Annotated in this window: 26 protein-coding genes; 17 read left to right on the forward strand and 9 right to left on the reverse strand. The window is 53.7% G+C overall.

Annotated features, from left to right (window positions below; translation table 11 throughout):
- Nucleotides 1-59 precede the first annotated feature (59 nt).
- On the reverse strand, nucleotides 60-986 hold the full coding sequence (gene aaeR / locus CKK19_RS12450) for an HTH-type transcriptional activator AaeR (RefSeq protein WP_022649561.1): 927 nt from the start codon (nucleotides 984-986) through the stop codon (nucleotides 60-62).
- Between the two features lie 178 nt (nucleotides 987-1164).
- Here aaeR and aaeX point away from each other — a divergent pair, with 178 nt between their 5' ends.
- The 5 genes from aaeX (at nucleotide 1165) to CKK19_RS12475 (ending at nucleotide 6140) form a co-directional block, all read left to right on the forward strand.
- Nucleotides 1165-1368 carry a p-hydroxybenzoic acid efflux pump operon protein AaeX gene (aaeX, locus tag CKK19_RS12455; protein ID WP_003860416.1) on the forward strand — a complete coding sequence of 68 codons (204 nt, stop codon included), beginning with the start codon at nucleotides 1165-1167 and terminating at the stop codon, nucleotides 1366-1368.
- A gap of 7 nt (nucleotides 1369-1375) precedes the next feature.
- A complete protein-coding gene (aaeA, locus tag CKK19_RS12460) occupies nucleotides 1376-2308 on the forward strand; it encodes a p-hydroxybenzoic acid efflux pump subunit AaeA (protein ID WP_023298740.1) in 933 nt (310 codons plus the stop codon).
- Between the two features lie 5 nt (nucleotides 2309-2313).
- Entirely contained in the window at nucleotides 2314-4281 is a 1968-nt protein-coding gene (gene aaeB, locus CKK19_RS12465; RefSeq protein ID WP_063853583.1) for a p-hydroxybenzoic acid efflux pump subunit AaeB, read from the forward strand.
- An 86-nt stretch (nucleotides 4282-4367) separates the two neighbouring features.
- Nucleotides 4368-5822: an NAD-dependent succinate-semialdehyde dehydrogenase gene (locus tag CKK19_RS12470; protein ID WP_063853584.1), complete on the forward strand. Its 1455-nt coding sequence runs from the start codon at nucleotides 4368-4370 to the stop codon at nucleotides 5820-5822.
- A 45-nt stretch (nucleotides 5823-5867) separates the two neighbouring features.
- The gene (locus CKK19_RS12475; protein ID WP_022649557.1) at nucleotides 5868-6140 is read left to right on the forward strand and encodes a barstar family protein; all 273 of its coding nucleotides are present in this window, start codon (nucleotides 5868-5870) and stop codon (nucleotides 6138-6140) included.
- A 59-nt stretch (nucleotides 6141-6199) separates the two neighbouring features.
- On the opposite strand, the gene yhcN is transcribed toward CKK19_RS12475, so the two are convergent.
- On the reverse strand, nucleotides 6200-6463 hold the full coding sequence (yhcN, locus tag CKK19_RS12480) for a peroxide/acid stress response protein YhcN (protein ID WP_063853585.1): 264 nt from the start codon (nucleotides 6461-6463) through the stop codon (nucleotides 6200-6202).
- A gap of 378 nt (nucleotides 6464-6841) precedes the next feature.
- A complete protein-coding gene (gene argR, locus CKK19_RS12485; RefSeq protein ID WP_003860428.1) occupies nucleotides 6842-7312 on the reverse strand; it encodes a transcriptional regulator ArgR in 471 nt (156 codons plus the stop codon).
- Between the two features lie 397 nt (nucleotides 7313-7709).
- Between argR and mdh the strand changes: the two genes are divergently transcribed.
- Nucleotides 7710-8648: a malate dehydrogenase gene (gene mdh / locus CKK19_RS12490; protein ID WP_023298737.1), complete on the forward strand. Its 939-nt coding sequence runs from the start codon at nucleotides 7710-7712 to the stop codon at nucleotides 8646-8648.
- A 51-nt stretch (nucleotides 8649-8699) separates the two neighbouring features.
- Here mdh and degS read toward each other — a convergent pair whose 3' ends face one another.
- From degS to zapG, 3 genes are all read right to left on the reverse strand, one after another.
- Entirely contained in the window at nucleotides 8700-9767 is a 1068-nt protein-coding gene (gene degS, locus CKK19_RS12495) for an outer membrane-stress sensor serine endopeptidase DegS (RefSeq protein WP_003860430.1), read from the reverse strand.
- Between the two features lie 92 nt (nucleotides 9768-9859).
- Nucleotides 9860-11227, reverse strand: coding sequence for a serine endoprotease DegQ (gene degQ, locus CKK19_RS12500; RefSeq protein ID WP_063853586.1), 1368 nt, complete (start codon nucleotides 11225-11227; stop codon nucleotides 9860-9862).
- Between the two features lie 170 nt (nucleotides 11228-11397).
- The gene (zapG, locus tag CKK19_RS12505) at nucleotides 11398-11796 is read right to left on the reverse strand and encodes a Z-ring associated protein ZapG (RefSeq protein ID WP_022649554.1); all 399 of its coding nucleotides are present in this window, start codon (nucleotides 11794-11796) and stop codon (nucleotides 11398-11400) included.
- Between the two features lie 189 nt (nucleotides 11797-11985).
- On the opposite strand from zapG, the gene zapE reads away from it, so the two are divergent.
- From zapE to CKK19_RS12560, 11 genes are all read left to right on the forward strand, one after another.
- Entirely contained in the window at nucleotides 11986-13110 is a 1125-nt protein-coding gene (zapE, locus tag CKK19_RS12510; protein ID WP_063150258.1) for a cell division protein ZapE, read from the forward strand.
- A gap of 403 nt (nucleotides 13111-13513) precedes the next feature.
- Nucleotides 13514-13942, forward strand: coding sequence for a 50S ribosomal protein L13 (gene rplM, locus CKK19_RS12515; protein WP_003860434.1), 429 nt, complete (start codon nucleotides 13514-13516; stop codon nucleotides 13940-13942).
- Nucleotides 13943-13957: 15 nt separating this feature from the next.
- Nucleotides 13958-14350 carry a 30S ribosomal protein S9 gene (rpsI, locus tag CKK19_RS12520; RefSeq protein ID WP_003860436.1) on the forward strand — a complete coding sequence of 131 codons (393 nt, stop codon included), beginning with the start codon at nucleotides 13958-13960 and terminating at the stop codon, nucleotides 14348-14350.
- Between the two features lie 307 nt (nucleotides 14351-14657).
- Nucleotides 14658-15296, forward strand: coding sequence for a stringent starvation protein SspA (sspA, locus tag CKK19_RS12525; protein ID WP_003860438.1), 639 nt, complete (start codon nucleotides 14658-14660; stop codon nucleotides 15294-15296).
- A 5-nt stretch (nucleotides 15297-15301) separates the two neighbouring features.
- On the forward strand, nucleotides 15302-15799 hold the full coding sequence (gene sspB, locus CKK19_RS12530; RefSeq protein WP_032622090.1) for a ClpXP protease specificity-enhancing factor: 498 nt from the start codon (nucleotides 15302-15304) through the stop codon (nucleotides 15797-15799).
- 269 nt (nucleotides 15800-16068) lie between these two features.
- On the forward strand, nucleotides 16069-16809 hold the full coding sequence (locus tag CKK19_RS12535; RefSeq protein WP_022649551.1) for a DUF1120 domain-containing protein: 741 nt from the start codon (nucleotides 16069-16071) through the stop codon (nucleotides 16807-16809).
- Between the two features lie 49 nt (nucleotides 16810-16858).
- Nucleotides 16859-17605: a DUF1120 domain-containing protein gene (locus tag CKK19_RS12540; protein WP_022649550.1), complete on the forward strand. Its 747-nt coding sequence runs from the start codon at nucleotides 16859-16861 to the stop codon at nucleotides 17603-17605.
- Between the two features lie 147 nt (nucleotides 17606-17752).
- Nucleotides 17753-18424 (forward strand): fimbria/pilus chaperone family protein, encoded by a 672-nt coding sequence (locus tag CKK19_RS12545; protein WP_022649549.1) that lies wholly within the window; start codon nucleotides 17753-17755, stop codon nucleotides 18422-18424.
- Between the two features lie 24 nt (nucleotides 18425-18448).
- Complete coding sequence (locus CKK19_RS12550; protein ID WP_063853587.1) at nucleotides 18449-20836, forward strand: fimbrial biogenesis usher protein; 2388 nt, start codon at nucleotides 18449-18451, stop codon at nucleotides 20834-20836.
- The gene (locus CKK19_RS12555; RefSeq protein ID WP_023307075.1) at nucleotides 20833-21363 is read left to right on the forward strand and encodes a hypothetical protein; all 531 of its coding nucleotides are present in this window, start codon (nucleotides 20833-20835) and stop codon (nucleotides 21361-21363) included. The genes CKK19_RS12550 and CKK19_RS12555 overlap by 4 nt, the downstream gene beginning before the upstream one ends.
- Nucleotides 21360-22064 (forward strand): DUF1120 domain-containing protein, encoded by a 705-nt coding sequence (locus CKK19_RS12560; protein ID WP_225455149.1) that lies wholly within the window; start codon nucleotides 21360-21362, stop codon nucleotides 22062-22064. The genes CKK19_RS12555 and CKK19_RS12560 overlap by 4 nt, the downstream gene beginning before the upstream one ends.
- Before the next feature lie 150 nt (nucleotides 22065-22214).
- Here CKK19_RS12560 and CKK19_RS12565 read toward each other — a convergent pair whose 3' ends face one another.
- The 3 genes from CKK19_RS12565 to gltD form a co-directional block, all read right to left on the reverse strand.
- Nucleotides 22215-23495 (reverse strand): cytosine deaminase, encoded by a 1281-nt coding sequence (locus CKK19_RS12565; protein WP_058677026.1) that lies wholly within the window; start codon nucleotides 23493-23495, stop codon nucleotides 22215-22217.
- The gene (gene codB / locus CKK19_RS12570) at nucleotides 23485-24735 is read right to left on the reverse strand and encodes a cytosine permease (protein WP_063853588.1); all 1251 of its coding nucleotides are present in this window, start codon (nucleotides 24733-24735) and stop codon (nucleotides 23485-23487) included. The genes CKK19_RS12565 and codB overlap by 11 nt, the downstream gene beginning before the upstream one ends.
- Nucleotides 24736-24922: 187 nt before the next feature.
- Nucleotides 24923-26341 carry a glutamate synthase subunit GltD gene (gene gltD / locus CKK19_RS12575; protein WP_023298729.1) on the reverse strand — a complete coding sequence of 473 codons (1419 nt, stop codon included), beginning with the start codon at nucleotides 26339-26341 and terminating at the stop codon, nucleotides 24923-24925.
- Between the last annotated feature and the right edge of the window lie 7 nt (nucleotides 26342-26348).

Raw genomic sequence — 26348 nt, forward strand, 5'->3', positions numbered from 1 at the left:
TCCGTGCCGTCTTTTCTCCCTCGCCCCTTTGGGGAGAGGGCCGGGGTGAGGGGGGAGGCCTACTCTTTCCTTCTTCCCCGCATCCCCTGAAACAGCTCTGCCACTTCCACAAAATAGTCCGTCAGATAGTTAATACAGACCTGCACCTTCAGCGGTAGCTTGTCCTTTTCGGTATAGAGCGCGTACACCGGGCGCGGATCCGACTGGTAGCGCGGGAAGAGGATCTCCAGTTCGCCGCTGTTGATCTCGTTGATCACCCACATCAGCGGCACGTAGGCGATCCCGGCCCCGGCCACCAGCCAGCGTGAGATGGTCATCGGATCGTTGGTCACGAAGCGGCCTTCAGGCAGCAGTTTGGTGGAAAGCCCTTCTGGCGCGATCAGTTCAAATTCGTTATCTGGGCGAACGCTGTATTCCAGCCACGAGTGGTTGCTCAGGTCGGCAGGTTTTTCCGGTACGCCATACTGTGCCAGATAGCTTTTCGAAGCGCAGACCACCATCGGCATGCTGCCCAGTCGACGCGAGAACAGGCTCGAGTCCTGCAATGCGCCAACGCGGATCACCACGTCTAACCCATCGGCAATCAGATCCGGTGCCGGAATACCCGTTACCAGATTAACGGTTAAACCGGGATACTCTTTCAGCATTTCCGCCGTCATGGCAGCGAGAACATTTTGTGCCATAGTTGAAGAACACCCGATACGCAGCGTGCCGATAGGCGTGTTGTTAAAGGCGTAGAGCTGCTCGTGAACATCCTGCACTTCATGCAGCATTCGACGGCAGCCCTGATAGTAAATTTTACCCGCTTCCGTCAGCCCAATGCTGCGGGTGCTGCGGTTGAGCAGCTTCACCTGGAGCTCATCTTCCAGTTTTGACACTGTCTGGCTAATGGATGAGACGCTCATTTGTAGCTGACGTGCTGCGGCGGTAAAAGAGCCTTGCTCAACCACTTTCGCAAAGACGGACATGCGTTTTAGACGTTCCATTATTCACTCTGGCTTAAAAGTGATTTAGATCACATATGATAGATAACAGCATAACAGTTACGTTAATATATTATTAATTACATAACGGCTGCGCCACTCTCGCCCGGCAATTCATGCTCTCCTGCGGCGGCGTGAGCTTAATAATCCAGTAACCTGCATCTCTTTAATCAAGGTCAACATGAGTCTGTTTCCCGTTATCGTGGTGTTCGGTCTGTCGTTCCCACCGATATTTTTCGAGCTTCTTTTATCACTGGCGATCTTCTGGCTGGTGCGCAAGGTGCTGGTCCCTACCGGGATTTATGATTTCGTCTGGCATCCTGCATTGTTTAATACCGCGCTGTATTGCTGCCTGTTCTATTTAATATCGCGCATGTTTGTCTGAGGTTGATGTGAAAACGCTAACAAGAAAAATCTCCCGCACTGCCATCACTATGGCGCTGGTCATCCTGGCGTTCATCGCTATTTTTCGCGCCTGGGTTTATTACACCGAATCCCCGTGGACGCGCGATGCGCGTTTCAGCGCGGAGGTGGTCGCGATAGCGCCCGATGTCGCCGGTCTCATTACGGCGGTCAATGTCCACGATAACCAGCTGGTGAAAAAAGATCAGGTACTGTTCACTATCGACCAGCCGCGCTATCAAAAAGCGCTGGAAGAAGCGGAAGCCGACGTAGCGTATTACAACGCGCTGGCCGCTGAAAAACGGCGTGAAGCAGGACGTCGTAACAAGCTGGGCATCCAGGCCATGTCCCGGGAAGAGATTGATCAGTCCAATAACGTGCTGCAAACCGTGCTGCATCAGCTGGCAAAAGCGCAGGCGACGCGCGATCTGGCGAAGCTCGATCTGGAACGTACCGTTATCCGCGCCCCGTCCGATGGCTGGGTAACCAACCTCAACGTCTATGCGGGTGAGTTTATCACGCGCGGCTCTACGGCCGTGGCGCTGGTGAAACAGAACTCTTTCTACGTCCTCGCCTATATGGAAGAGACCAAGCTGGAAGGCGTGCGTCCGGGCTATCGCGCCGAAATCACGCCGCTCGGCAGCAACCGGGTCCTGAAAGGAACCGTGGACAGCGTGGCCGCGGGGGTGACCAACGCCAGCAGTACCAATGATTCAAAAGGGATGGCGACCGTCGATTCTAACCTCGAGTGGGTTCGTCTGGCGCAGCGCGTACCGGTACGCATTCGTCTGGATGAGCAGCAGAGCAACCTCTGGCCCGCAGGCACCACGGCGACGGTAGTGATCACCGGTGAAAAAGACCGTGATGCCAGCCAGGATTCTATCTTCCGTCAAATCGCCCATCGCCTGCGCGAGTTTGGTTGATCGCTATGGGCATTTTTTCCATCGCCAGCCAGCACATCCGCTTCGCCGTGAAGCTGGCATGCGCCATTGTGCTGGCGCTGTTTGTTGGCTTCCATTTCCAGCTTGAAACGCCGCGCTGGGCTGTTCTGACCGCCGCGATCGTCGCCGCCGGCCCTGCCTTCGCGGCGGGTGGCGAGCCTTACTCCGGGGCAATTCGCTATCGCGGGATGCTGCGTATTATCGGCACCTTTATCGGCTGTATCGCCGCCCTGACCATTATCATCCTGATGATCCGCACGCCGCTGCTGATGCTGATTGTATGCTGTATCTGGGCGGGTTTTTGCACCTGGGTCTCTTCGCTGGTGAAGGTGGAGAACTCGTACGCCTGGGGCCTGGCGGGATATACCGCGCTGATTATTATCATCACCATTCAGAGTGAACCGCTGCTTGCTCCGCAGTTCGCCGTGGAACGTTGCAGCGAGATTGTCATTGGTATCGTCTGCGCGATTGTCGCCGATCTGCTCTTCTCTCCGCGATCCATCAAGCAGGAAGTCGATCGTGAGCTGGACGCGCTGATTGTTGCCCAGTACCAGCTCATGCAGCTGTGCATTAAGCACGGCGACAGCGAAGAGGTCGACAAGGCCTGGAGCGCGCTGGTGCGCCGCACGCAGGCGCTGGAAGGGATGCGCAGTAATCTCAATATGGAGTCTTCCCGCTGGGAGCGTGCCAATCGTCGTCTGAAAGCGATCAATACCGTCTCGTTAACGCTGATCACCCAGGCGTGTGAAACCTACCTGATTCAGAACACTCGCCCCGAAGTGGTAACGGATACCTTCCGCGAACTGTTTGATGAGCCTGTGGAGACAGTGCAGGACGTGCATCGACAGCTTAAACGCATGCGTCGTGTGATTGCCTGGACGGGCGAACGGGATACGCCAGTCACCATTTATACCTGGGTTGGCGCCGCAACGCGCTACCTGCTTCTGAAACGCGGCGTGATTAGCAACACCAAAATCAGTGCGGCGGAAGAAGAGGTGTTACAGGGCGAAGTGGTGATCAAACCGGAATCCGCCGAGCGTCATCATGCGATGGTTAACTTCTGGCGTACCACCCTGGCCTGTATACTCGGCACGCTGTTCTGGCTGTGGACCGGCTGGACGTCCGGCAGCGGCGCGATGGTGATGATTGCCGTCGTTACCGCGCTGGCGATGCGTCTGCCCAACCCGCGCATGGTCGCTATTGATTTTCTGTACGGCACCATTGCGGCGTTACCCATTGGCGCGCTCTACTTCCTGGTAATCATCCCCTCGACGCAACAAAGCATGCTTTTGCTCTGTATCAGCCTGGCGGTGATGGCGTTCTTTATCGGGATTGAGGTACAAAAACGCCGTCTGGGATCGTTAGGTGCGCTGGCGAGTACGATTAACATCCTCGTGCTGGATAACCCGATGACCTTCCATTTCAGTCAGTTCCTGGATAGCGCATTAGGCCAGCTGGTGGGCTGTTTCCTGGCGATGATGGTGATCCTGCTGGTGCGGGATAACTCTCAGGCGCGGACAGGGCGCGTGCTGCTCAATCAGTTTGTGTCGGCCGCCGTATCGTCCTTGACCACCAACACCGCGCGGCGCAAGGAGAACCACCTTCCGGCCCTTTACCAGCAACTGTTCCTGCTGTTGAATAAATTCCCGGGCGATGTCGCTCGCTTCCGTCTGGCGTTAACCATGATTATCGCGCACCAGCGTCTGCGGAACGCGCCAGTGCCGATCAACGACGATTTGTCCGCTTTCCACCGCCAGCTACGGCGAACGGCGGACCATGTGATATCGGCATCCAGTGATGACAAACGTCGCCGCTACTTTAAGCAACTGCTGGAGGAGCTGGATATCTACCAGGAGAAACTGCGAGTCTGGGAAGCCCCGCCGCAGGTTACCGAGCCGGTAGAGCGGCTGGTGTTTATGCTGCACCGCTACCAGAATGCGCTGACAGACAGCTAACGAAGAGAAAACCGACGCCAAAAGCGTCGGTTTTTTTGTGGCTATACTTATTCTTGCAGGTTCAAACATTCAGGAAGGGAGGACACATGACAACCCAGGCTCTTCAGGACAGTATTCTTTTTCAGACCGGGTATCTGGTTAACGGTATCTGGAAAACACTCGACACCACGTTTGATGTGCTAAACCCGGCCACGGGCGAGGTGGTTGCGAAAGTGGCGAAAGCAGGGAAAGCCGAAACCGAAGAGGCAATTGCGGCCGCGACGAAAGCCTTTCCCGCATGGCGCGCAAAAACGGCAAAAGAGCGTTCCGCGATCCTCTATCGCTGGTATGAACTAATTATCGAGAACAAAAGCTGGCTCGGGCGGCTGATGACCACCGAGCAGGGCAAGCCGCTGAAAGAGGCTGAGGGCGAGGTGGACTACGCTGCCAGCTTTATTCAGTGGTTTGCGGAGCAGGCCAAGCGCGCTAACGGTGAAATCATTCCTCCGGTTAAACCCGGCTCCCGTATTCTGGCCACTCGTGAACCTGTTGGGGTGGTTGCTGCTATCACGCCATGGAATTTCCCGATGGCTATGCTCACCCGTAAGCTCGGCCCGGCGCTGGCAGCAGGATGTACCGGCGTCATCAAGCCTGCAAACAACACGCCGCTGAGCGCCTTTGCGCTGCTGACGCTGGCGAAGCAGGCCGGTGTGCCGGATGGTGTGCTGAATGCGGTCGCGGGGAGCACCTCAGAAATTAGTGACGCCATTATGGCCAGCCATGACGTGCGCAAAATCTCGTTTACGGGGTCAACCGCCGTCGGGAAAACGCTGGTTCGCAATTCCGCTGAGACCATGAAAAAGGTATCGATGGAGCTGGGCGGCAATGCGCCGTATATCGTTTTCGAGGACGCGGATATTGAGGCCGCCGTCAAAGGCGCCATCGCCAATAAATTCCGTAACGCCGGGCAGGTCTGCGTCAGCGTAAACCGTTTCTATATTCAGGAGACGGTCTATGACAAGTTTGTCAATCAGCTTGCCGATGCGGTGAAGGCGCTGAAGGTGGGTAACGGTCTGGACGAGGGCGTCGTTGTCGGCCCGCTGATTGAGCCTTCGGCTGTCGAGAAAGTCCGTGAGCACGTCGAAGATGCGGTAGCGAAGGGGGCCACGGTGCTGGCTGGGGGTAAACCGCACGAACTTGGCGGCAACTTCTGGATGCCAACCGTACTCGGTGACTGCCATGAAGGCATGAAGCTGGCAGAAGAAGAGACCTTTGGTCCCGTTGCCGCCTGCTTCCGCTTCACGTCGGAAGACGAAGTGGTTATGCGCGCTAACAATACGCCTTACGGGCTGGCGGCCTACTTTTATACCCGGAATCTCTCGCGCGTGTTCCGCGTCTCACAGGCCATTGAGAGCGGCATGATCGGAATTAATGAATGTGCGGTCTCGACCGAGCTGGGTCCGTTTGGGGGCGTAAAAGAGTCCGGGCTGGGACGCGAGGGGTCCGTGCTGGGGCTGGAGGAGTTTCTGGAAGTTAAAACCCTGCATATCGGGGGCTTATAATAGACAGGGCGGCATCTGCCGCCCGCCTGTACCGGGTGGCTGGCAATGAAAATTTATACCTTTGATTTTGACGAAATTGATAGTCAGGAAGACTTCTACCGCGAGTTTATCCGGGCGTTCGACCTGGAGCGGGGCAGCGTAAACAATCTTGATATGCTGTGGGATGTGGTTACCGGCGACAGGCTGCCGTTACCGCTGGAGATCGAATTTACCCATCTGCCTGAAAAACTGCGCAGACGCTTTGGCGCATTGATTTTATTGTTTGATGAAGCGGAGGAGGAGCTGGAAGGGCAACTGCGTTTCAACGTGCGCCAGTGATAAAAAAGCCCCTGACCGGGAGGTCAGGGGCAAGTCGTATGATGAGATACGACGAGGGTTTATTTGTACAGTTCTGCGGTAGCGTGCCAGTGGTCGCCACTGCGCGCTTCGATGATGCGATAAGATGACGCACCCTGTTCTTCCGCTTTTTTGTTCAGCATTTCGTACATGTCCATCGGAGAAGTACCGATGGCACCAACAGAAACGGTCCCGATAGCCTGACGGGATTGTGCCTGTTCGGCGTTAATAGTGTCGGCTGCAAACGCACCGAATGACAGGACTGACAGTACGCTCAGGGCAGCTACAGTGGTTTTAATTTTCATGATTATTTACCTCGTCAATTATTTTACTGGGGTCTTTGTTCTGTGACCCTCATCACAAAATCAAGTATACACTAATCACGGAAAAAATTAATACCAGACTAATGGTTTCGCCTGTTATTACGTGTTAAAAACATCATTTTTTATAACGGGAATGAATAAAAAAGGGCGTTACTCTGCAGGTGTTATGATTTTTTATTATGTAAATCAATTGGATAGGCGGATTTGATTTTTAGTGCGATTTTACGGCAGATCATTCACTGAATGAATGTTAACAGGCGGTAAAAAGCACTATTTGCAAAAGCAGCAGGCAGAGAAAAGCAGGGTAAAACGAGGCGGCCGCAGAATGATCCCCGCAGCCAGGCGCTACGGGGCAGAAGATTACAGTTCCTGTTCGAACAGGACCAGAATCGCTTCGTAGAGGTCTTTCACCGAGAAACCATTTGCCGGGGTCGTAAAAATGGTGTCATCACCGGCGATGGTCCCGAGGATCCCCTCTGCTTTACCCAGCGAGTCCAGCAGGCGGGCAATCAGCTGGGCTGCTCCCGGGCTGGTGTGGATCACGACCACGGCATCGTTATAGTCAATGTCCAGAACCAGGTTTTTCAGCGGGCTGGAGGTCGTTGGCACGCCAAGTTCAGCAGGCAGGCAATAAACCATCTCCATTTTGGCGTTGCGCGTACGCACTGCACCAAACTTGGTTAACATGCGGGAGACCTTCGACTGGTTGATGTTGTCGAAGCCTTGCTCCTGCAACGCCTGAACAATTTCTCCCTGAGAACTGAATTTCTCTTCTTTGAGTAGCGCTTTAAACGCTTTCACTAATTCTTCTTGCTTAGACGAGCTTCGCATAAGTCACCCGGAATATGACGATAGAAACAACATTATTATGCATGTGGATGAATTTTTATGCAAATTATCTACCTGGCACCAGGCTGAAATAATGTTATGAAAGGGAGAGATTTTATCAGATTTCGTTATCAGAAAACATGCCTGGGTCACGCCGCGCAAATAAGCTTAAAAGTAAATTAAATGTTATCAAAATGATGTTGTTTTGGTGGCGTGGCAGGGTGTATTGTAACCCCCTCTTAATTCGTTGTTGCCCACCGCCTGATAGCATTCGGGTGAAGGTCAAAGACGTGCGACCTCAAATTCTTTAGCGATGAAAATTGTAATTAATGACGTGCTGAATTATGGTCGCCGCAACGGAGTTACAGATACTTAAGTTAACCATAATAAGGAGTTTAGGATGAAAGTCGCAGTCCTCGGCGCTGCTGGTGGTATCGGCCAGGCGCTTGCCCTACTACTGAAAACCCAACTGCCTTCAGGCTCAGAACTCTCCCTGTACGATATTGCTCCGGTAACCCCAGGTGTGGCGGTTGACCTGAGCCACATCCCGACAGCTGTGAAAATCAAAGGCTTCTCCGGTGAAGATGCGCGTCCTGCGTTGCAGGGTGCCGATGTGGTGCTGATCTCCGCGGGTGTTGCACGTAAACCGGGTATGGATCGTTCAGACCTGTTCAACGTCAACGCGGGCATCGTGAAAAACCTGGTTCAGCAGATCGCTGAAACCTGCCCGAAAGCGTGCATCGGTATCATCACCAACCCGGTGAACACCACCGTTGCCATCGCAGCAGAAGTGCTGAAGAAAGCGGGCGTTTACGACAAGAACAAACTGTTCGGCGTAACTACGCTGGATATCATCCGTTCCAATACCTTCGTGGCTGAGCTGAAAGGCAAGCAGCCAACGGAAGTGGAAGTGCCGGTTATCGGCGGACACTCTGGCGTGACCATCCTGCCTCTGCTGTCGCAGATCCCGGGCGTGAGCTTCACCGAGCAGGAAGTGGCTGACCTGACCAAACGTATTCAGAATGCAGGCACCGAAGTGGTGGAAGCGAAGGCGGGTGGCGGTTCTGCAACCCTGTCTATGGGCCAGGCGGCGGCGCGTTTCGGCCTGTCTCTGGTTCGCGCGCTGCAGGGCGAGAAAAACGTGGTTGAATGCGCTTACGTAGAAGGCGATGGTGAACACGCGCGCTTCTTCTCTCAGCCGCTGCTGCTGGGTAAAAACGGCGTTGAAGAGCGTAAGTCTATCGGCACGCTGAGCGCGTTTGAGCAAAACGCGATGGAAGGCATGCTGGATACGCTGAAGAAAGACATCACGCTGGGCGAAGAGTTCGTTAACAAGTGATCTTGTCCCGGTAAAAAAAACGGAGCGCTAAGCTCCGTTTTTTTATGCCCGTCAGTTAGTGGCCGGGTATTCCTGGATGGTGACCTGAATCGTGAGCTTCTTGTCATTACGCATGACTTCTACGGGGATGATAGAGCCCGGTCGAATTTCCGCCACCTGGTCCATCGTTTCAAGCGCAGAGACCGCCGGCGTGCCGTTGACGGAAAGAATAACGTCGTTCACCTGGATACCTGCATTGGCCGCCGGGCCGCCAGGTGCCACTTCGTTGACCACAATCCCCTGGATCTGATCGATACCACCGCCCTGCGTATGCATCGGCGCGATTTCACGCCCGCCAATACCGATGTAGCCACGGATCACGCGGCCATCGCGGATCAGCTTGTCCATGATCTTGGTCGCCAGCTGGAACGGAATGGCAAAGCCAATCCCTTCCGGTGTTTCGCCATCGTTGCTTTTGTCGAAGGAGAGGGTGTTAATGCCCATCAGTTCGCCCAGAGAGTTCACCAGCGCACCGCCGGAGTTACCGTGGTTGATCGAGGCATCGGTTTGCAGGAAGTTCTGCCGCCCTGACGGGTTCAGTCCAATTCGACCTGTCGCGCTGATGATCCCCTGAGTGATGGTCTGGCCCAGGTTGTACGGGTTACCGATCGCCAGCACCACATCGCCGATATGCGGCGTTCGTTTGCGATTAATCGGGATAGTCGGCAGACCGCCCGTGGCGTTGATCTTCAGCACCGCCAGATCGGTCAGGCTGTCCGACCCCACCAGCAGGGCTTCAAACACGCGGCCATCCTGCAAGGCGACGATAATCTGGTCGGCATCGTTGATCACGTGTTTATTGGTGATGATGTAACCCCGGTCATCCATGATCACACCGGAACCGAGCGTGCGGATCTCCAGCTGGTTATGAGCGGAACTGTTAAGCCCGCGGTTATAGACGTTAACCACGGCGGGGGCGGCACGGCGTACCGCCTGATTGTACGTTGCAGGCGTTTCATCCGTGCTGTCGAACTGAGGAGCCGACAGTTTGTTGAACTGGCGTAAAGATGGCATAGCCACCAGCAGCAGACCGGCAACGATCAAACCAATGACAATTGAACGAAAGAGCTTTAAAAGCATGATGCGTGTGTCGTTAAAAAAGGAACGGTTTGCAGCATAACATGAGTTATCCGGACATCACACGCAGCGGCGATGCCCGGAGTCGCAAATGGTTAACGCAGTAAAATGTAGAGGGTGTCGTTGCCACGGATAATTTGCAGGGCAATGACCGCCGGTTTACTCTCCAGCACCTTGCGCATTTCGGCAATAGACTGCACGCGAGTGCGGTTCACACCCACGATCACGTCGTCCTGATGTAAACCTGCCTGCGCGGCCGGGCTGCTCTTCTCAACGGCAGTGACAGAAATGCCTTTCGTGCCGTCTTTAAGCTGACCGTCGCTCAGCGTTGCGCCCTGTAGCGCCGGGGAGATCTGTTCTGCACTGGCGGAAGAGGAGGTGCTCTTGTCCAGTGTCACTTCCACGGTCAGCGGTTTGCCCTCGCGGATCAGGCCCAGCTTCACTTTAGCGCCAGGCTCCGTGGTGGCAATACGCGAACGTAATTCAGCGAAGCTGCTCAGCGGTTTATCGTTCAGGCTGACAATAACGTCACCGGATTTCACGCCCGCTTTCGCAGAGCCTGAGTTGGGCAGCACTTCGCTGACAAACGCCCCGCGCTGGACGTTGAGCTTAAAGGCTTTGGCGATATCGGCGCTCATCTCCATGCCTTTAATGCCCAGCAGCCCGCGCTTAACCTCGCCAAACTGTATCAGCTGTTGAGACAGGGTTTTCGCCATGTTACTCGGAATGGCAAAACCAATCCCGATGCTGCCGCCGCCTGGTGCGAGGATAGCGGTATTAATGCCGATCAGTTCGCCGTTCAGGTTAAGCAGCGCACCGCCGGAGTTGCCCCGGTTGATGGAGGCATCGGTCTGGATGAAATTTTCCAGCCCTTCGAGATTCAGGCCGCTGCGCCCCAGGGCAGAGACAATCCCGGAGGTGGCGGTCTGCCCTAAACCGAACGGATTACCGACCGCGACGGCAAAATCACCCACGCGCAGCTTATCGGAATCGGCGATGGCGATCTGGGTCAGGTTGCTGGGGTTTTGCGCCTGTAGCAGGGCGATATCACTCTGATCGTCACCGCCGATCAGTTTGGCGTCAAACTCCCGGCCATCGTTCAGCTGAACGCTGATTTTATCAGCCTGGCTGATCACGTGGTTATTGGTCAGGATATAGCCTTTGGCCGCGTCGATAATCACGCCCGAACCAAGGCCTTCAAACGGCTGAGCCTGCTGATCCGGCGCCTCTTCGCCAAAATATTTCTTCAGCTCTTCGGGAATACGCTGGCTTTGGCGTGCCGTCCCTTCCACCTGAACGCTGACTACCGCAGGCAGGACTTTTTCAAGCATCGGCGCAAGGCTGGGAATGGCTTCTTGTCCTGGCACCTGCGAAGGTAGTGCCGCACTGGCGGGGAAGGACGCCGAGAGAGATAACCCGACACTTAACGCTAAGGCGCTCAACAGCTGGTTTTTTTTCTTCATCGATGCTGACTCTCGTATCCTGGAATGAAAAAGAACGGCCCCAAAAACATCTTGATGTTATTGAATTTTCAACCGCTGAACAATGAGGTGTTTGACTAAATAATAGCTGGGGACGGGAAGAAAGGACGGGCGCATAAGGTGCGCCCGTAAAATTTATTCAGGTTGTGCGATTAATCGCGTTTTACGCCACCGCGCAGCAGGCCGGACGCGCCGTCTGAATAGTCGCGTGGCATCTGAACCGGTGCCTGATCGTTACCGGCCTCAGAGTCCGCCAGACGATTGCGGAAGGGGTTGCTCTCCGCGGTCATTTCCGGCAGCAGGCTGCTGGAGCTTTTCGCCATGTGCTGGTAGAGCTGGCGATAATCTGTCGCCATGTTGTCCAGCAGCTCAGCGCTACGGGCAAAGTGGCTGACCAGCTCTTCGCGGTATTCTTCCAGTTCGGCTTTGTTCTTTTCCAGTTCGTATTGCAGTGACTGCTGCTGACGCAATTTGCGGTTACCGAAACGCATGGCCACAGCACCAATGATGATGCCGACGACTAAACCGATTAGCGCATATTCCCAGGTCATGAACTTCTCCCGTTGTCTTGTTGTTCCGTAGGGTGTTGGCTCGGCTCCTGCCTGTGCCTGATTATGCCACTATAACCGCTATTTCCGCAGAAGTGGAATCCTGACGTATCATCGCGTAGTGTAGAACGGCCTTTTTTTCATCAGCCACGCGCGCTGATGAGGTTTAACTAAAGGAATAACAATAACATCATGCAAAACCTGTCCCCATCATCGCGTTACCAACTCGCCCTGAGTGAGGGCACACACCAGCCGGATGATGTCCAGCGTGAAGCGGTAAACCGCCTGGACACGATTTACCAGGAGCTTCTGGCGAAACCCGCCGATGCGGTGCAGAGCAGTGGGCTGAAGGCGGCATTCGGCCGTTTACTGGGCAAAAAAGAGCCCACGGTAAACGCACCGGTTCGTGGCTTATATATGTGGGGCGGCGTTGGGCGGGGTAAGACCTGGCTGATGGACATGTTCTACCAGAGCCTGCCCGGCACGCGTAAGCAGCGTCTGCACTTTCACCGTTTTATGCTGCGGGTTCATGAGGAGTTGACGGCGCTCCAGGGCGAAACCGACCCGCTGGAAATCGTGGCGGACCGCTTCAAGGCGGAAACGGACGTACTCTGCTTCGACGAATTCTTTGTTTCCGATATTACGGACGCGATGCTGCTGGGGGGGCTGATGAAAGCGCTGTTTGCGCGTGGGATCACCCTGGTGGCGACCTCAAATATCCCGCCGGATGAGCTTTATCGCAACGGTCTCCAGCGGGCGCGTTTCCTGCCAGCCATAGATGCCATTAAGCAGCACTGCGACATCATGAATGTCGACGCTGGCGTCGACTATCGTTTGCGCACGCTGACGCAGGCGCACCTGTGGCTTTCACCGCTGAATGCCGACACATCCCGCGAGATGGATAAACTCTGGCTGGCGCTGGCAGGGGCGCCGCGGGATAACGCACCAGCGCTGGAGATTAATCATCGTCCGTTGCCGACGCTTGGCGTAGAGAACCAGACGCTGGCCGTCTCGTTTGCAACGCTCTGCGTGGACGCCCGCAGCCAGCATGACTACATTGCGCTTTCGCGACTGTTCCATACCGTTATGTTATGGGATGTGCCCGTCATGACCCCTCTCATGGAGAGCGAAGCGCGCCGCTTCATCGCGCTGGTGGACGAGTTTTATGAGCGCCACGTCAAGCTGGTAGTCAGTGCCGAGGTGCCTTTATATGAGATCTATCAGGGCGAGCGCCTGAAGTTTGAGTTCCAGCGCTGCCTGTCGCGCCTGCAAGAGATGCAGAGCGAAGAGTACCTTAAGCGTGAGCATATGCCATAAATGCTACCCTCTCCCCGTGGGAGAGGGGCTGTGGGTGAGGGCACCAGGCCTTAACAAACGCTACCCTCTCCCTGTGGGAGAGGGGCTGGGGGTGAGGGCACCAGACCTTAACAAACGCTACCCTCTCCCTGTGGGAGAGGGGCTGGGGGTGAGGGCACCAGACCGCACAATACGCAACCCCGAAAAACCCATCCCAAATCACATTTAAGGGTCGATCTTTGACCTCAACTTCTCTATAATCTTGCGACCCCACGTTACGAGAAGGTTTTTTTCCCGAAACTTTCTATGTGTCGGCATGTGCTATTCGAAGGGGTAGGTTTGCCGGACTTTGTCGTGTGAACCTCAACTGACTAAACGTTTGGGTGTTCACCAACGTGTAACTTATTATTTGGGTAAGCTTTTAATGAAAACTTTTACAGCTAAACCAGAAACCGTACAGCGCGACTGGTATGTTGTTGACGCGACCGGTAAAACTCTGGGCCGTCTGGCTACTGAACTGGCTCGTCGCCTGCGCGGTAAGCATAAAGCGGAATATACTCCGCACGTTGATACCGGTGATTACATCATCGTTCTGAACGCTGACAAAGTTGCTGTTACCGGCAACAAGCGTACTGACAAAATGTACTACCACCACACCGGCCACATCGGTGGTATCAAAGAAGCGACCTTTGAAGAGATGATTGCCCGCCGTCCTGAGCGTGTGATTGAAATCGCGGTTAAAGGCATGCTGCCAAAAGGCCCGCTGGGTCGTGCTATGTTCCGTAAACTGAAAGTTTACGCAGGCAACGAGCACAACCACGCGGCACAGCAACCGCAAGTTCTTGACATCTAATCGGGATTATAGGCAATGGCTGAAAATCAATACTACGGCACTGGTCGCCGCAAAAGTTCCGCAGCTCGCGTTTTCATTAAACCGGGCAGTGGTAAAATCGTAATTAACCAGCGTTCTCTGGAACAATACTTCGGTCGCGAAACTGCCCGCATGGTAGTTCGCCAGCCGCTGGAACTGGTTGATATGGTAGAAAAACTGGATCTGTACATCACCGTTAAAGGTGGTGGTATCTCCGGTCAGGCAGGTGCGATCCGTCACGGTATCACCCGCGCGCTGATGGAGTACGACGAATCCCTGCGTTCTGAACTGCGTAAAGCTGGCTTCGTTACTCGTGACGCTCGTCAGGTTGAACGTAAGAAAGTGGGTCTGCGTAAAGCACGTCGTCGTCCACAGTTCTCCAAACGTTAATCTATTCTGCTTACGCAGAACGATTGGCGAAAAACCCGCTTCGGCGGGTTTTTTTATGGATAATGCGCAGGTTATCCACAGTAACATTTCATATATCTTCTCTTTTTCCACATTTCCGGCATCCCCTCACCACAAAGCCATCAAAATCTGGTAAACTATCATCCAATTTTATGCCCAAATATCGGTGAATACTCGATTTTTGTTCGATTCTTGAACAATGTGTTTTCTCTGGGATGGGCGATACATCATCTGGCTGGCCCCGTTGGGCTGGTAGCAGTAAAAATTCTGAATATACCTGGAGGTTTTCGTGGCTGTCGCTGCCAACAAACGTTCGGTAATGACGCTGTTTTCTGGTCCTACTGACATTTATAGCCATCAGGTTCGTATCGTGCTGGCCGAGAAGGGTGTCAGTTTTGAGATCGAGCATGTGGAAAAGGATAACCCGCCTCAGGATCTGATCGATCTCAACCCGAGCCAAAGCGTACCGACGCTGGTGGATCGTGAGCTGACCCTGTGGGAATCCCGTATCATTATGGAATACCTGGATGAGCGTTTCCCGCATCCGCCGCTGATGCCTGTTTACCCTGTTGCGCGTGGTGAAAGCCGCCTGTACATGCAGCGTATCGAGAAAGACTGGTACTCGCTGATGAACGTTATCGTTAACGGTTCCTCTTCAGAAGCGGATGCTGCGCGTAAACAGCTGCGTGAAGAGCTGCTGGCGATTGCGCCGGTATTTGGTCAAAAACCTTTCTTCCTGAGCGATGAGTTCAGCCTGGTAGATTGCTACCTGGCACCGCTGCTGTGGCGCCTGCCAACCCTGGGCGTAGAATTCAGCGGTCCTGGCGCGAAAGAGCTGAAAGGCTACATGACTCGCGTATTCGAACGCGACTCTTTCCTGGCATCCTTAACTGAACCGGAGCGCGAAATGCGTCTCGGCCGAGGCTAATGACTGTGGAAATGTCACAACTTTCACCACGCCGTCCGTATCTGCTGCGCGCCTTCTATGAATGGCTGCTGGATAACCAGCTCACGCCGCACCTGGTTGTGGATGTGACGTTGCCGGGCGTGCAGGTTCCAATGGAATACGCACGCGACGGACAGATTGTACTGAATATTGCGCCACGTGCAGTGGGTAACCTGGAACTGGCGAACGACGAAGTGCGCTTTAATGCGCGTTTCGGCGGCGTGCCGCGTCAGGTTTCCGTTCCGCTGGCTGCGGTTCTGGCTATCTACGCCCGTGAAAACGGTGCAGGTACCATGTTCGAACCGGAAGCGGCTTATGATGAAGAGGTCGCCAGCCTGAACGATGATGGGACATCCGATGAACGTGAAAGCGACACGGTAATGTCTGTGATTGATGGCGATAAACCCGATCATCACGACGACAATGACCCTGATGACGATCCGCCTCCGCGCGGTGGTCGTCCGGCACTCCGTGTCGTCAAATAAACTTCATAAAGCACAATATTTTTTCCGAACCTGCACAGCTGTGCAGGTTTTTTTATTTTCTGCATAAAATTACTCTCTAAAAAACTTGTGTCTTTGCAAAAGATATCGGTCTATTAATTGGCATGGGATTAATCTTGTTGGGTTATTTTCTGTAGGACAGTTAAATTTATCTTCAATAATGTTTTATTTTAATTTGATTGTATCCGATATCACCCTGTGAAAATATATATGTGCGTTAACAAAAACGGATTTTCTTTTAAGGACAAATTATGAATATCACTTTTAAAAAATTATTTTCATCTGCTGCTATTTGTGCAGCCCTCGCCATGTCAAATGCACACGCTGCTAATGATGTGACGTTGAAAGTTATTGGTAATATCGTTCCTGGTTCCTGCGTACCCTCACTGCCAAACGGTGGAGTGGTAGATTATGGCACAATGCCAGCTTCTACCATCAATCCAACTGGCACGGCGAATACACTGGTTCAGTTGGGGGCTAAAAGTATTACTCTCACTATTACCTGTGACAGCGATACCAGCGTTGGGGTGACTTCTACGGATAACCGCCATGATACTCGTGTGGGCCTGGGGAGCGCCGCTTATATTGAAAATGGGTTTTTCGATAATGTAAATGCTAACGCTTCAGGAAACGCCTATGGCTTGGGTAAAACGAGTGCGGGTGTGAATATTGGCTCCTATGTCATTGCAGCAGATCCCGTTAATACAACAACAGATGGTGTTGTCGCTGATCTCATTGCAGCCACAGGTACCGATACATCAAATTATACCTGGGTAAAATCCAGTACGGGTGCTTTTGCACCAGTTAACAGTGGCACAGGCCAGACACGTGTCTTTACGGCTGCTGCATCGGGAACCACCACACCAAAAGCTTTTAAAGTTATGAATATGCCGTTACGCATTACAACTGCGCTTCAGGACAACACTGTATTGGGTACAGGCGATACTATCACGCTTGACGGTAATGCCACGCTGAGCCTTGTTTATCTTTGATATTCGTTATTGCTAAATGCTGTAGAAAATAAATCGGGAAATGAAAATAATGGAATTTAAAAAAGTACTCTCGGCAGCAACCGTCGCCGTAGCCTTCGGTTTATCCGCTTTTGCTGCCCAGGCCGCTAACGATGTTACGCTGAAAGTTGTCGGTACGATTAACCCGGCTGCATGTACGCCGACCCTGCCTGATGGCGGCGTTGTAGATTATGGAACGGTACTGAACCAAAATATTGCACCGACCGGTGCGACAAACAAGCTGGTACAATTGGGGCAGAAAAGCATCACGCTAAATATCAGTTGCGAAAGCAACATGAGCGTTGCTTTTACCTCCACCGATAACCGCCTGGACAGTCGCGTTAACCTGTCTTCAACCGCGTTTATCGCAGGTAGCGGTACGGATAAATCAGACTTCAGCAACACCGCTGGTGCCTTTGGTCTGGGTAAAACCACCGCTGGCGTGAGCATTGGTGCTTACACCGTTGCCATCAATACTGAAGCGGTCACAGCGGATGGCGCGAATGTTGACACCCTGGTAACAGGGAGCATCACTGAAGGCCAGCGTTCCTGGGAGAAAGTTGCGCCAGGCCTGGGTTACCTCTGCTCGCTTAACGGCTGCACGGGCTACCAAAAAGCGAATACCGTAGCAACAGCCGGTACCACGCAGCCAAAAGCCTTCAAACAGCTTAGCGTGCCGTTGCTGGTTACCTCTGCAGTGCAGGATAACTCGGTATTAGGTACGACTGACGTAATTACGCTGGACGGTAACGCAACCATTAGTCTGGTATATCTCTAATAATTTAACGCTTAATTAACGTGGCAATGGTTAGAGTATTTAAAAGCCATTGTCACGCTTTTTTTGCATTAAAATAGCTTTCTCTGCCGCAAGAATAATAAAAATAATGCCGGTATGATTTTTATTTATTTATGTGAGTGGAAAGTCATGAAGAAAATTCTATATCTTGCGTTGTTGGCTGTAGCGACAAAGTGTTGTGCCACCGGTATGGTTCCAGAAACATCGGTTTTATTAGTCGATGCACAAAAAGGCGAAGCCAGTATGAATGTTAAAAATACGGATTCGCAGCCTGCATTGCTTTATACAAACATTGTAGATTTACCTGATAGCGATAAATCTATTCGTTTAATCGTTTCTCAACCTGTAGTCCGTGTCGACGCCGGGGAAACACAGCGAATGCGTTTTCTGCTGCAAACCAGCAAACCCATGAAGTATGAAGAACTTAAACGCGTCACGTTCGAAGGCATTCCTCCAAAGGAGAAAGGAGAAGATAAAGTTGCGTTGACTATCCGCCAGGATCTTCCTGTTGTAATTCATCCTGCGGGTCTACCTGAGGAGACGCAGCCATGGAAATTTTTGACATGGAACAAAAAGGGTGATGGCCTGGTTATCAACAATCCCAGCGATTACGTTGTTCGTATAACGGCATCCTTTAAAACATTACCCTCAGGAAAAGCGGGTGTGCTGGATAAGACCTACATCCTCCCTCACACCTCGATAAAAACAACATTACCAAATTTCTCTGATAATAAAGTTGAATTCTATCCGGCGAGTCGTTACGGCTATAAAGGGGATCGCTTTACTACAGATTTGAAGTAAGCCTCTATAAGGACAGCAAAGGATATGCAGCAAAAAACGTTACTCGCCTGTCTCATTGGCCTGGTCTGTTCTGGCCAGGCGATGGCTCAGCAGATGGAGACTGCTGCCATTAATTTTGATCAGGAAACGCTTCGTTCACTGGGGATAAACCCGGACGTATCAAATTATTTCTCTCGCAAGACGAAGTATTTACCGGGTAGCGTTTCCGTCGCTCTGAAGGTGAATGGTGATAATAAAGGCAACGTTATTGCTCGTTTCGACAACAACGGCGATCTCTGTTTCGACAAACCTTTTATGGAGCAGGCAGGATTAAAAGTTCCCTCTGACTATGAGTCCGGCTGCTACGATTATACCGGTCATATCCCGAGCGCTATTGTGGAGGCTTCGCCTGCGCAAGAATCTCTAAGTCTGGTTGTACCGGCGGATCGGGTAGCAAACAGCGAATCGGATATCGGAGCTTATACTTCCGGTGGCACTGCTGCGCTGTTGAATTATTCTCTTCTCTCCTCGCGCAATGAGTTTGGTGACGGGCACTCTGACTTTTCACAGGCCATGCTGGACGGTGGGGTCAATTTCGACGACTGGATCTTACGTACTCAGCAACTGCTGAGCCGGAGCGACGGAGAATTCGAGAGTAATAACTCGTCGACCTATTTGCAGCATACTTTTGTCCCCCTGAAAAGTACCCTAAGGGCGGGCGAGGTCAATATCAATAACTCCCTTCTTCAGGGAACGGGAATTTATGGTATTGAGCTTTCACCGGAGAGCGCCTTACAACAGGGCGGTAGCGGAGTGAGCGTGTCCGGTATCGCCAATACGCCTCAGGCCCGTATTGAAGTGCGTCAGCAAAATGTTCTGGTGTACAGCACACTGGTGCCGGTCGGGCCGTTTAATCTCACCGATGTGCCGGTACGTAACGGCGTTAGCGATCTGAACGTGACGGTAGTGGAAACCGATGGCAGCCAGCACAGCTATGTGGTGCCCGCAGCGCTGTATAACCAGAGCGCAGGGGCGCCTTCAGGATATCACTTCGCGCTGGGACGAGTGAGCGATAGCTATAGTGAAACGCCATGGGTAGCCAGCCTTTCTGGAGGCTGGAAACTAAGCGAACGGGTGAATGTCAACGCAGGCTCAATCGTAGGAGAAGATTACCAGGCTGTCGCCACCAGCCTTGATACAGTGCCGCTACCAGCCTGGCTTGTTTCACTCCAGGCGAACCAGTCCAACGATTCGAAAGATTCACTGAAAGGGCAGAGGTACACGCTATCGGCAACATGGAGTTCTGACCCCGCATTTGGCATGGGGGCTAACGCCTCTGTTACGCATAAATCGCAAGACTATCGCGAACTTTTTGAAGCACTGGATGATGATTTCGACAGCGGTAATAAAAATGAGTATTCCGCCGGGCTGACCTGGAGTGTGCCCTACTTAGGCACGCTTAGCACCAGCTACTACCAAACGCAGGGTTATGATAAGTCAGATGATTCCCGCTTCATCTCTGCGGGTTGGAACAAGTCATTCAAGTACGCCACGATTTCCATGAACTGGCAACATCAGTTGAGTGCAGATGAGGAGAATGAGGATGATGGCGATCTGTTCTACGTCAACTTCAGTATTCCTTTTGGTGCCAGCAATAGCGTTAGCCTGTACAGCCGTCATGATGACCATAAAACGCGGTATGGCGCCTCTGCGCTTGGCGTTGTAAGTGATACCACATCCTGGTCGCTGGGAGCTGAACACGATCAGGCCACGAATCGCGATAATGTAAACGGTGGGATAAGCAGCAACCTTCACTATACGCAGCTTGGCCTGAGCGCCAGTTCGGATAACGAGAATAGCCGCAGCTATTCAGGATCGCTACAGGGGGGCATCGCGGTTCATGGACAAGGCGTTACGTTCTCTCCATGGGCGATCCGCGACACGTTCGCGATCGCTGCTCTGGATAAACCCGTCTCCGGTGTGAGGATTGACACGCCCCAGGGGCCGGTATGGACCGACTTCCGTGGTCAGGCAGTGGTACCGTCAGTGGGAGCCTGGCGCCCAGCGCGGGTAGAAGTGGATACGGAAACATTGCCGAAAAATATGGATATCGGGAATGGAACCCGTGTCGTCACGCTTGGCAAAGGAGCGGTAGGGCATCTTGATTTTACTGCGTTAACCCAGCGACGTGCACTGGTGAACGTTACCCTGGCAAACGGTAAAAAGCTGCCGAAAGGGATCGCCCTTGAGGATTCGCACGGAAATTATCTTACGACCTCAGTGGATGACGGCGTGGTCTTTTTTAACGATGTTGAACCTGCTCAACAGGTGGTGGCAAAACTGGATAACGGCACCTGTGCATTTGGTCTGAAGCTTCCGAAAGAGGCAAATACCGATACATTCTATGAAACTGTCAGTGAGGTGTGTAAATGAAGGCGCTTTTTTTAGCCGTGTGCGCAATGGCGTTTTCTCTGCATGCTATGGCTGACTGCCAGTTAGTATCAAGCCAGCAAAAACTCAGCTATGGCCGTATGAGTGCCGCAGAGCGCCAGGCGGAAGGGAACACGTTGATTGAGATGCCGGAGAAACAGATTGTCCTGAACGTGATATGTGATGAACCGTCGCGTATTCGTCTCTTTCTGGGCAGTAACGTACCGAAAGGGCATGAATTTGGTTTTGGTGATAACGGCGTCATGCGCGTTACTGCCGCGCAGGCAACGGTGGACGATCGTACAGTCAATCTGGCGGCTATCCATGCCGGCGACCCGTGGGTTACCAATGGCGGCGTGAGAGAGATCGCGCCAGCGCTTAACGAAGGGATTGCGTTTATCAACGGTCAGGAGCTGCGGGGAAAAACGGCGTCTGTCACGCTTACCATCAAACCGCGCTTCAAAAGTAACCATATTACGGACAGAGAAGTGTGGCGCGGAAATTTACGCGTAAGGATGGATGTACAATGAAAAAGCGTATAGCGCTATTACTCTGCGGAATGTCTGCCGCTTCAGCGGTATGGGCAACTGATACGGTCAATATTGATGTGGATGTCACCGTTGACGCTGCCGCCTGTACACCGGCGTTGAGCAATGGCGGTGTGGTAGATTTCGGCACGCGCTATGCGGGGTCGCTCTCCTCCAGCGCATTCACACAGCTTGGTACTCGCGATCTTACACTATCGGTGACGTGTGAATCTTCTACGGGAGTTGCGATTACCGCGCGTGATACCCGCGCCAGTTCCGTGGTCGTTGGCAAAGATAAATCCGGGCAAGAAGGGGTAAAATTCCAGATAAATAACGGTGCCTATGTGCGTGATACGACCCGCCTGTTTGGTTTAGGATTGACCAGCGAGCAGAAGCCGATTGGCAGTTATGGGGTGCAAATTAACGCGGCAGGCGTGACGGCAGCCGACGAAAGTGCCGCTGTTCAGGTGGAGATCGCCGGGGCCGCGACCAAAAATGGTCCATGGACGCGCACGACGCTATTGCCCTTGCCGACCCAGCAGGACTTTTTCTATACGTTTGTGCAAAAAGGCACGGATATTCCGCAGCCGATCTCATCGGCGGTTGTTCCGCTACAGGTGAGCGCCGCTGTCGCCAACGGGCTTGGCAGCGGGCAAGAGATCAAGTTGGACGGCGAGGCGGTGATTACGCTGGTCTATTTATAATCTCTCTTCTGCAAAAGAATATCGAAAATAGACGCGCCAGTTCACCGCTGGCGCCGCGCTTACCAGGTCTGCAAAGAGGCTGCGGTTTGTAGACCTGATAAAGCGTAAACAGGCTGATACGTCTCCGGATGAGATTTCCTGAAACGATAATTACCGTTTAAAGGTCACCGCTTCCGGCTGCGTCAGATGCAGCGTTGTCTGGCTGGGTACCGTCTCGGCGATAACCCGCCCGTGACGAACCGAATAACGCGCTGGCGTCTGGCGACGAACCGCATCAAAGCCATTTTCGGCCGGTAAAACAACCAGGTTCGCAGAATTACCCACCTTCACGCCGTAGTCCTGCAGGTTGAGCGTTTTCGCGCTGTGGGTGGTGATCAGATTCAGCCCGTCGTTAATCTGCCCGTACCCCATCAGCTGGCAGACGTGTAAACCCATATGCAGCACCTGCAACATATTGGCGGTGCCCAGGGGATACCACGGATCGAAAACGTCATCATGCCCAAAGCAGACGTTGATCCCCGCCTCCAGCATCTCTTTCACGCGCGTTACGCCGCGGCGCTTAGGATAGGTGTCGAAACGGCCCTGAAGGTGGATGTTCACCAGCGGATTGGCGACGAAGTTGATGCCCGACATTTTCAGCAAACGAAACAGGCGGGACGCGTAGGCACCATTATAGGAGTGCATCGCTGTGGTATGGCTGGCGGTAACGCGCGCGCCCATCCCATCACGGTGCGCCAGCGCGGCGACGGTTTCCACGAAGCGCGACTGTTCATCATCGATTTCGTCGCAGTGTACGTCGATCAGCCTGTCGTACTTCTGCGCCAGTGCGAAGGTTTTGTGCAACGACTCCACACCATACTCGCGGGTAAATTCAAAGTGCGGAATTGCGCCAATAACGTCCGCCCCCATACGCACCGCCTCTTCCAGCAACGCTTCACCGTTGGGATAAGAAAGAATGCCCTCCTGGGGGAACGCCACGATTTGCAGATCGACCCACGGGGCGACCTCCTGCTTCACTTCCAGCATCGCTTTCAGCGCCGTCAGCGTGGGATCGGAGACGTCAACGTGAGTACGCACATGCTGAATGCCGTTGGCCATCTGCCATTTCAGCGTCTGCATTGCGCGGGTCTTAACATCTTCGTGGGTGAGCAGCGCCTTACGTTCAGCCCAGCGCTCAATCCCCTCGAATAAGGTACCAGACTGGTTCCAGCTCGGTTCACCAGCCGTTTGAGTGGTATCCAGATGGATATGCGGCTCAACGAAAGGGGGAATGATCAGCCCGCCTTCAGCATCAAGCACCTGGCCCACCGGTGACGATGCCGCGTCCTGCGGTTCAATACGGCTAAAGCGCCCGTTTTCAATTGCGATCTGCCATAACCCCTCTTGCCCCTGTAAACGGGCCTGACGAATGGTGAGGGTATTATTCTGCATGGGGAGCCTCCGGGGCGGTAGCAAAGGTACGTCTGACTAAGGGGGTTAACAGAAGGTAGCTGAATACGCCACCGAGGACCGCATTCACCGGCACTATACCGGGAATAATATTCCCTGCAGCCACGCCGAGCGCGACCGAAAGAATGGCTACCCAGTTGACCGGCACAAAGGTAGCGCTATGGAAGCTGGCGTAGCGGCGGCGGTTGATCAGATAGTCGGCGATAATCACCCCACCGACGGGAGGGATCGCCGCCGACAGAAAGGTGAGCCAGCCGACAAAGTTATTGTACAGCCACAGCGCGCAGAGCGTGCCGATAATACCGTTAACCACCGACAGCGTGCGGCTGGAAAGGCCGGTCACGTTGGCAAAGCCCAGACCCGACGCATAGAGCGCGTTGTCGTTGGTTGTCCAGATGTTCAGGCCGAGAACGATAATGGCGGGCAGCAGTAGCCCCTGAGCGATCATCACGTCCGAGATATCCGCCTGTCCAACTGCCGCGGCGCCTGCCGCACCGAAGATAAACATCAGCGAGTTGCCAAGGAAAAACGCCACCATTGCCACCACCACGGCGCCTTTCGCGTTACGCCCAAAGCGGACGAAGTCGGCGGTCAGCGTTCCGGCGCTGATGAAGGAGCCGACGACCAGCGCCAGCGCGCCTGAAAAATTGAGCGGGGTCTGTGGCACCATCGCTTTTAAATGATCCAGCCCGCCCACGCCGTGCACCGCCAGCCAGACGGAGTAGCTGCCGAGGATAACTATCGCGGGAACGGCGATGATCGACAGAATCGTCAGCGCTGAGATACCAAAGAAGATGGTCATGGTCATCAACAGACCGGATACCGCGATCAGGATATTGACGTCGATGCCCGTGGCTTTACTCACCGGGATGGCAAACATCGCTACGCCGACGCCAAACCATCCTACCTGCGTACCGCCTAAAAGCATGGAGGGAAGCCAGGAACCTTTTATACCGAACGAGTAACGCGCAAGAAGATGGGTTGAGAGGCCGGTTTTTGCGCCAATGTAGCCAAGAAAAGCAGTGTAAATACCGAGGAGGAGATTGCCGAAGAGAACTGCGAGGAAGAAATCATTATAGGAAAGACCGGTACCGAGCGTACCTCCGGTCCACATACTGGCGGAAAAAAAGGTTAACCCTAACATCACAAAAGTGAGTGGAACCACGCCTTTCCGCGCCGCCAGAGGGACGGGGCCCTGGCTATAATTGTTATCTTGCGACACAACGCCTCCTTGAATTTTGGCCAAAAAATCCGCCGCATAATATACAGTTTTTTCATGAAAGCAAACGTTTACGTCAGGATTTACGCTGCTTTTTTGCTTAAAAAGGTATCATTAACTTAAGGGCAGGCTACTGAAAACAGGCTCCCCAGCGTTCCGCTTTATGCTTCTGCCGGGGAGTCAGAGGGGCTTACACTTCCAGGAAGTTCATGATCCCGTCAGCCGCTTTACGGCCTTCGGCAATCGCCGTCACCACCAGGTCAGAGCCGCGAACGATGTCGCCACCGGCGAAGATTTTCGGGTTGCTGGTCTGGAACGCGTTGTCGCTGCCTTCCGGCGCAATTATGCGGCCCTGAGAGTCCAGCTCTACGCTGTGCTTCGCCAGCCACTCCATGCTGTGAGGACGGAAACCAAACGCCATCACCACGGCGTCAGCCGGGATCACGTGTTCAGAACCGGCCACGATCTCCGCGCGACGACGGCCTTTCGCATCCGGCGCGCCCATCTCCGTGCGCGCCATCTTCACGCCGCTCACTCTACCGTTGGCATTCACCTCAATACCCAGAGGCTGGATGTTGAACTGGAACTCCACGCCCTCTTCACGCGCGTTTTTCACTTCGCGCTTAGAGCCCGGCATGTTCTCTTCGTCACGACGGTAAGCACAGATGACGTGCGCCGCGTTCTGACGAATGGAGGTACGCACGCAGTCCATCGCGGTATCACCGCCGCCCAGCACCACCACGCGTTTGCCTTCCATGCTGACGAACGGCTCATCGGCGGTCTCGCCGTAGCCCATTAGCTGTTTGGTATTCGCAATCAGGAACGGCAGCGCGTCGTACACGCCTGGCGCATCTTCGTTCTCCAGACCACCGCGCATGGACTGATAAGTGCCTACGCCCAGGAACACGGCGTCGTAATCTTTCAGCAGGTCGTCGAGCTGCACGTCGCGGCCCACTTCGGTGTTGAGTTTGAACTCAATGCCCATGCCGGTGAAGATTTCGCGGCGGCGGGTCATCACCTCTTTCTCCAGCTTGAAGGCCGGGATACCGAAGGTCAGCAGGCCGCCAATCTCCGGGTGGCGATCAAAGACCACCGCTTTCACGCCGTTACGGGTCAGCACGTCCGCACAGGCAAGGCCTGCCGGGCCCGCGCCAATAATCGCCACGCGCTTGTCGGTTTGACGCACACCGGTCATATCCGGCCGCCAGCCCATTTCGAACGCTTTATCGTTGATATAACGTTCGATGTTGCCGATGGTCACCGCGCCAAACTCGTCGTTCAGCGTACAGGAGCCTTCACACAGACGATCCTGAGGGCACACGCGGCCGCACACTTCCGGCAGGGTGTTGGTCTGATGAGACAGCTCGGCGGCTTCAAAAATACGCCCTTCGTTGGCCAGCTTCAGCCAGTTCGGGATGTAGTTATGGACCGGACACTTCCATTCGCAGTAAGGGTTACCGCAGGACAGGCAGCGGTCTGCCTGTGCTTTGGCCTGGCCTTCTGAAAACGGCTCGTAGATTTCAACAAATTCAATTTTACGGATCTTCAGCGGTTTCTTTGGCGGATCAACACGCTGAAGGTCGATAAACTGGTAAACGTTCTGGCTCATCTGAATT

It is taken from the genome of Enterobacter sp. CCUG 70166, from assembly GCF_020224095.1.
Classification (GTDB): Bacteria; Pseudomonadota; Gammaproteobacteria; order Enterobacterales; family Enterobacteriaceae; genus Enterobacter; species Enterobacter intestinihominis.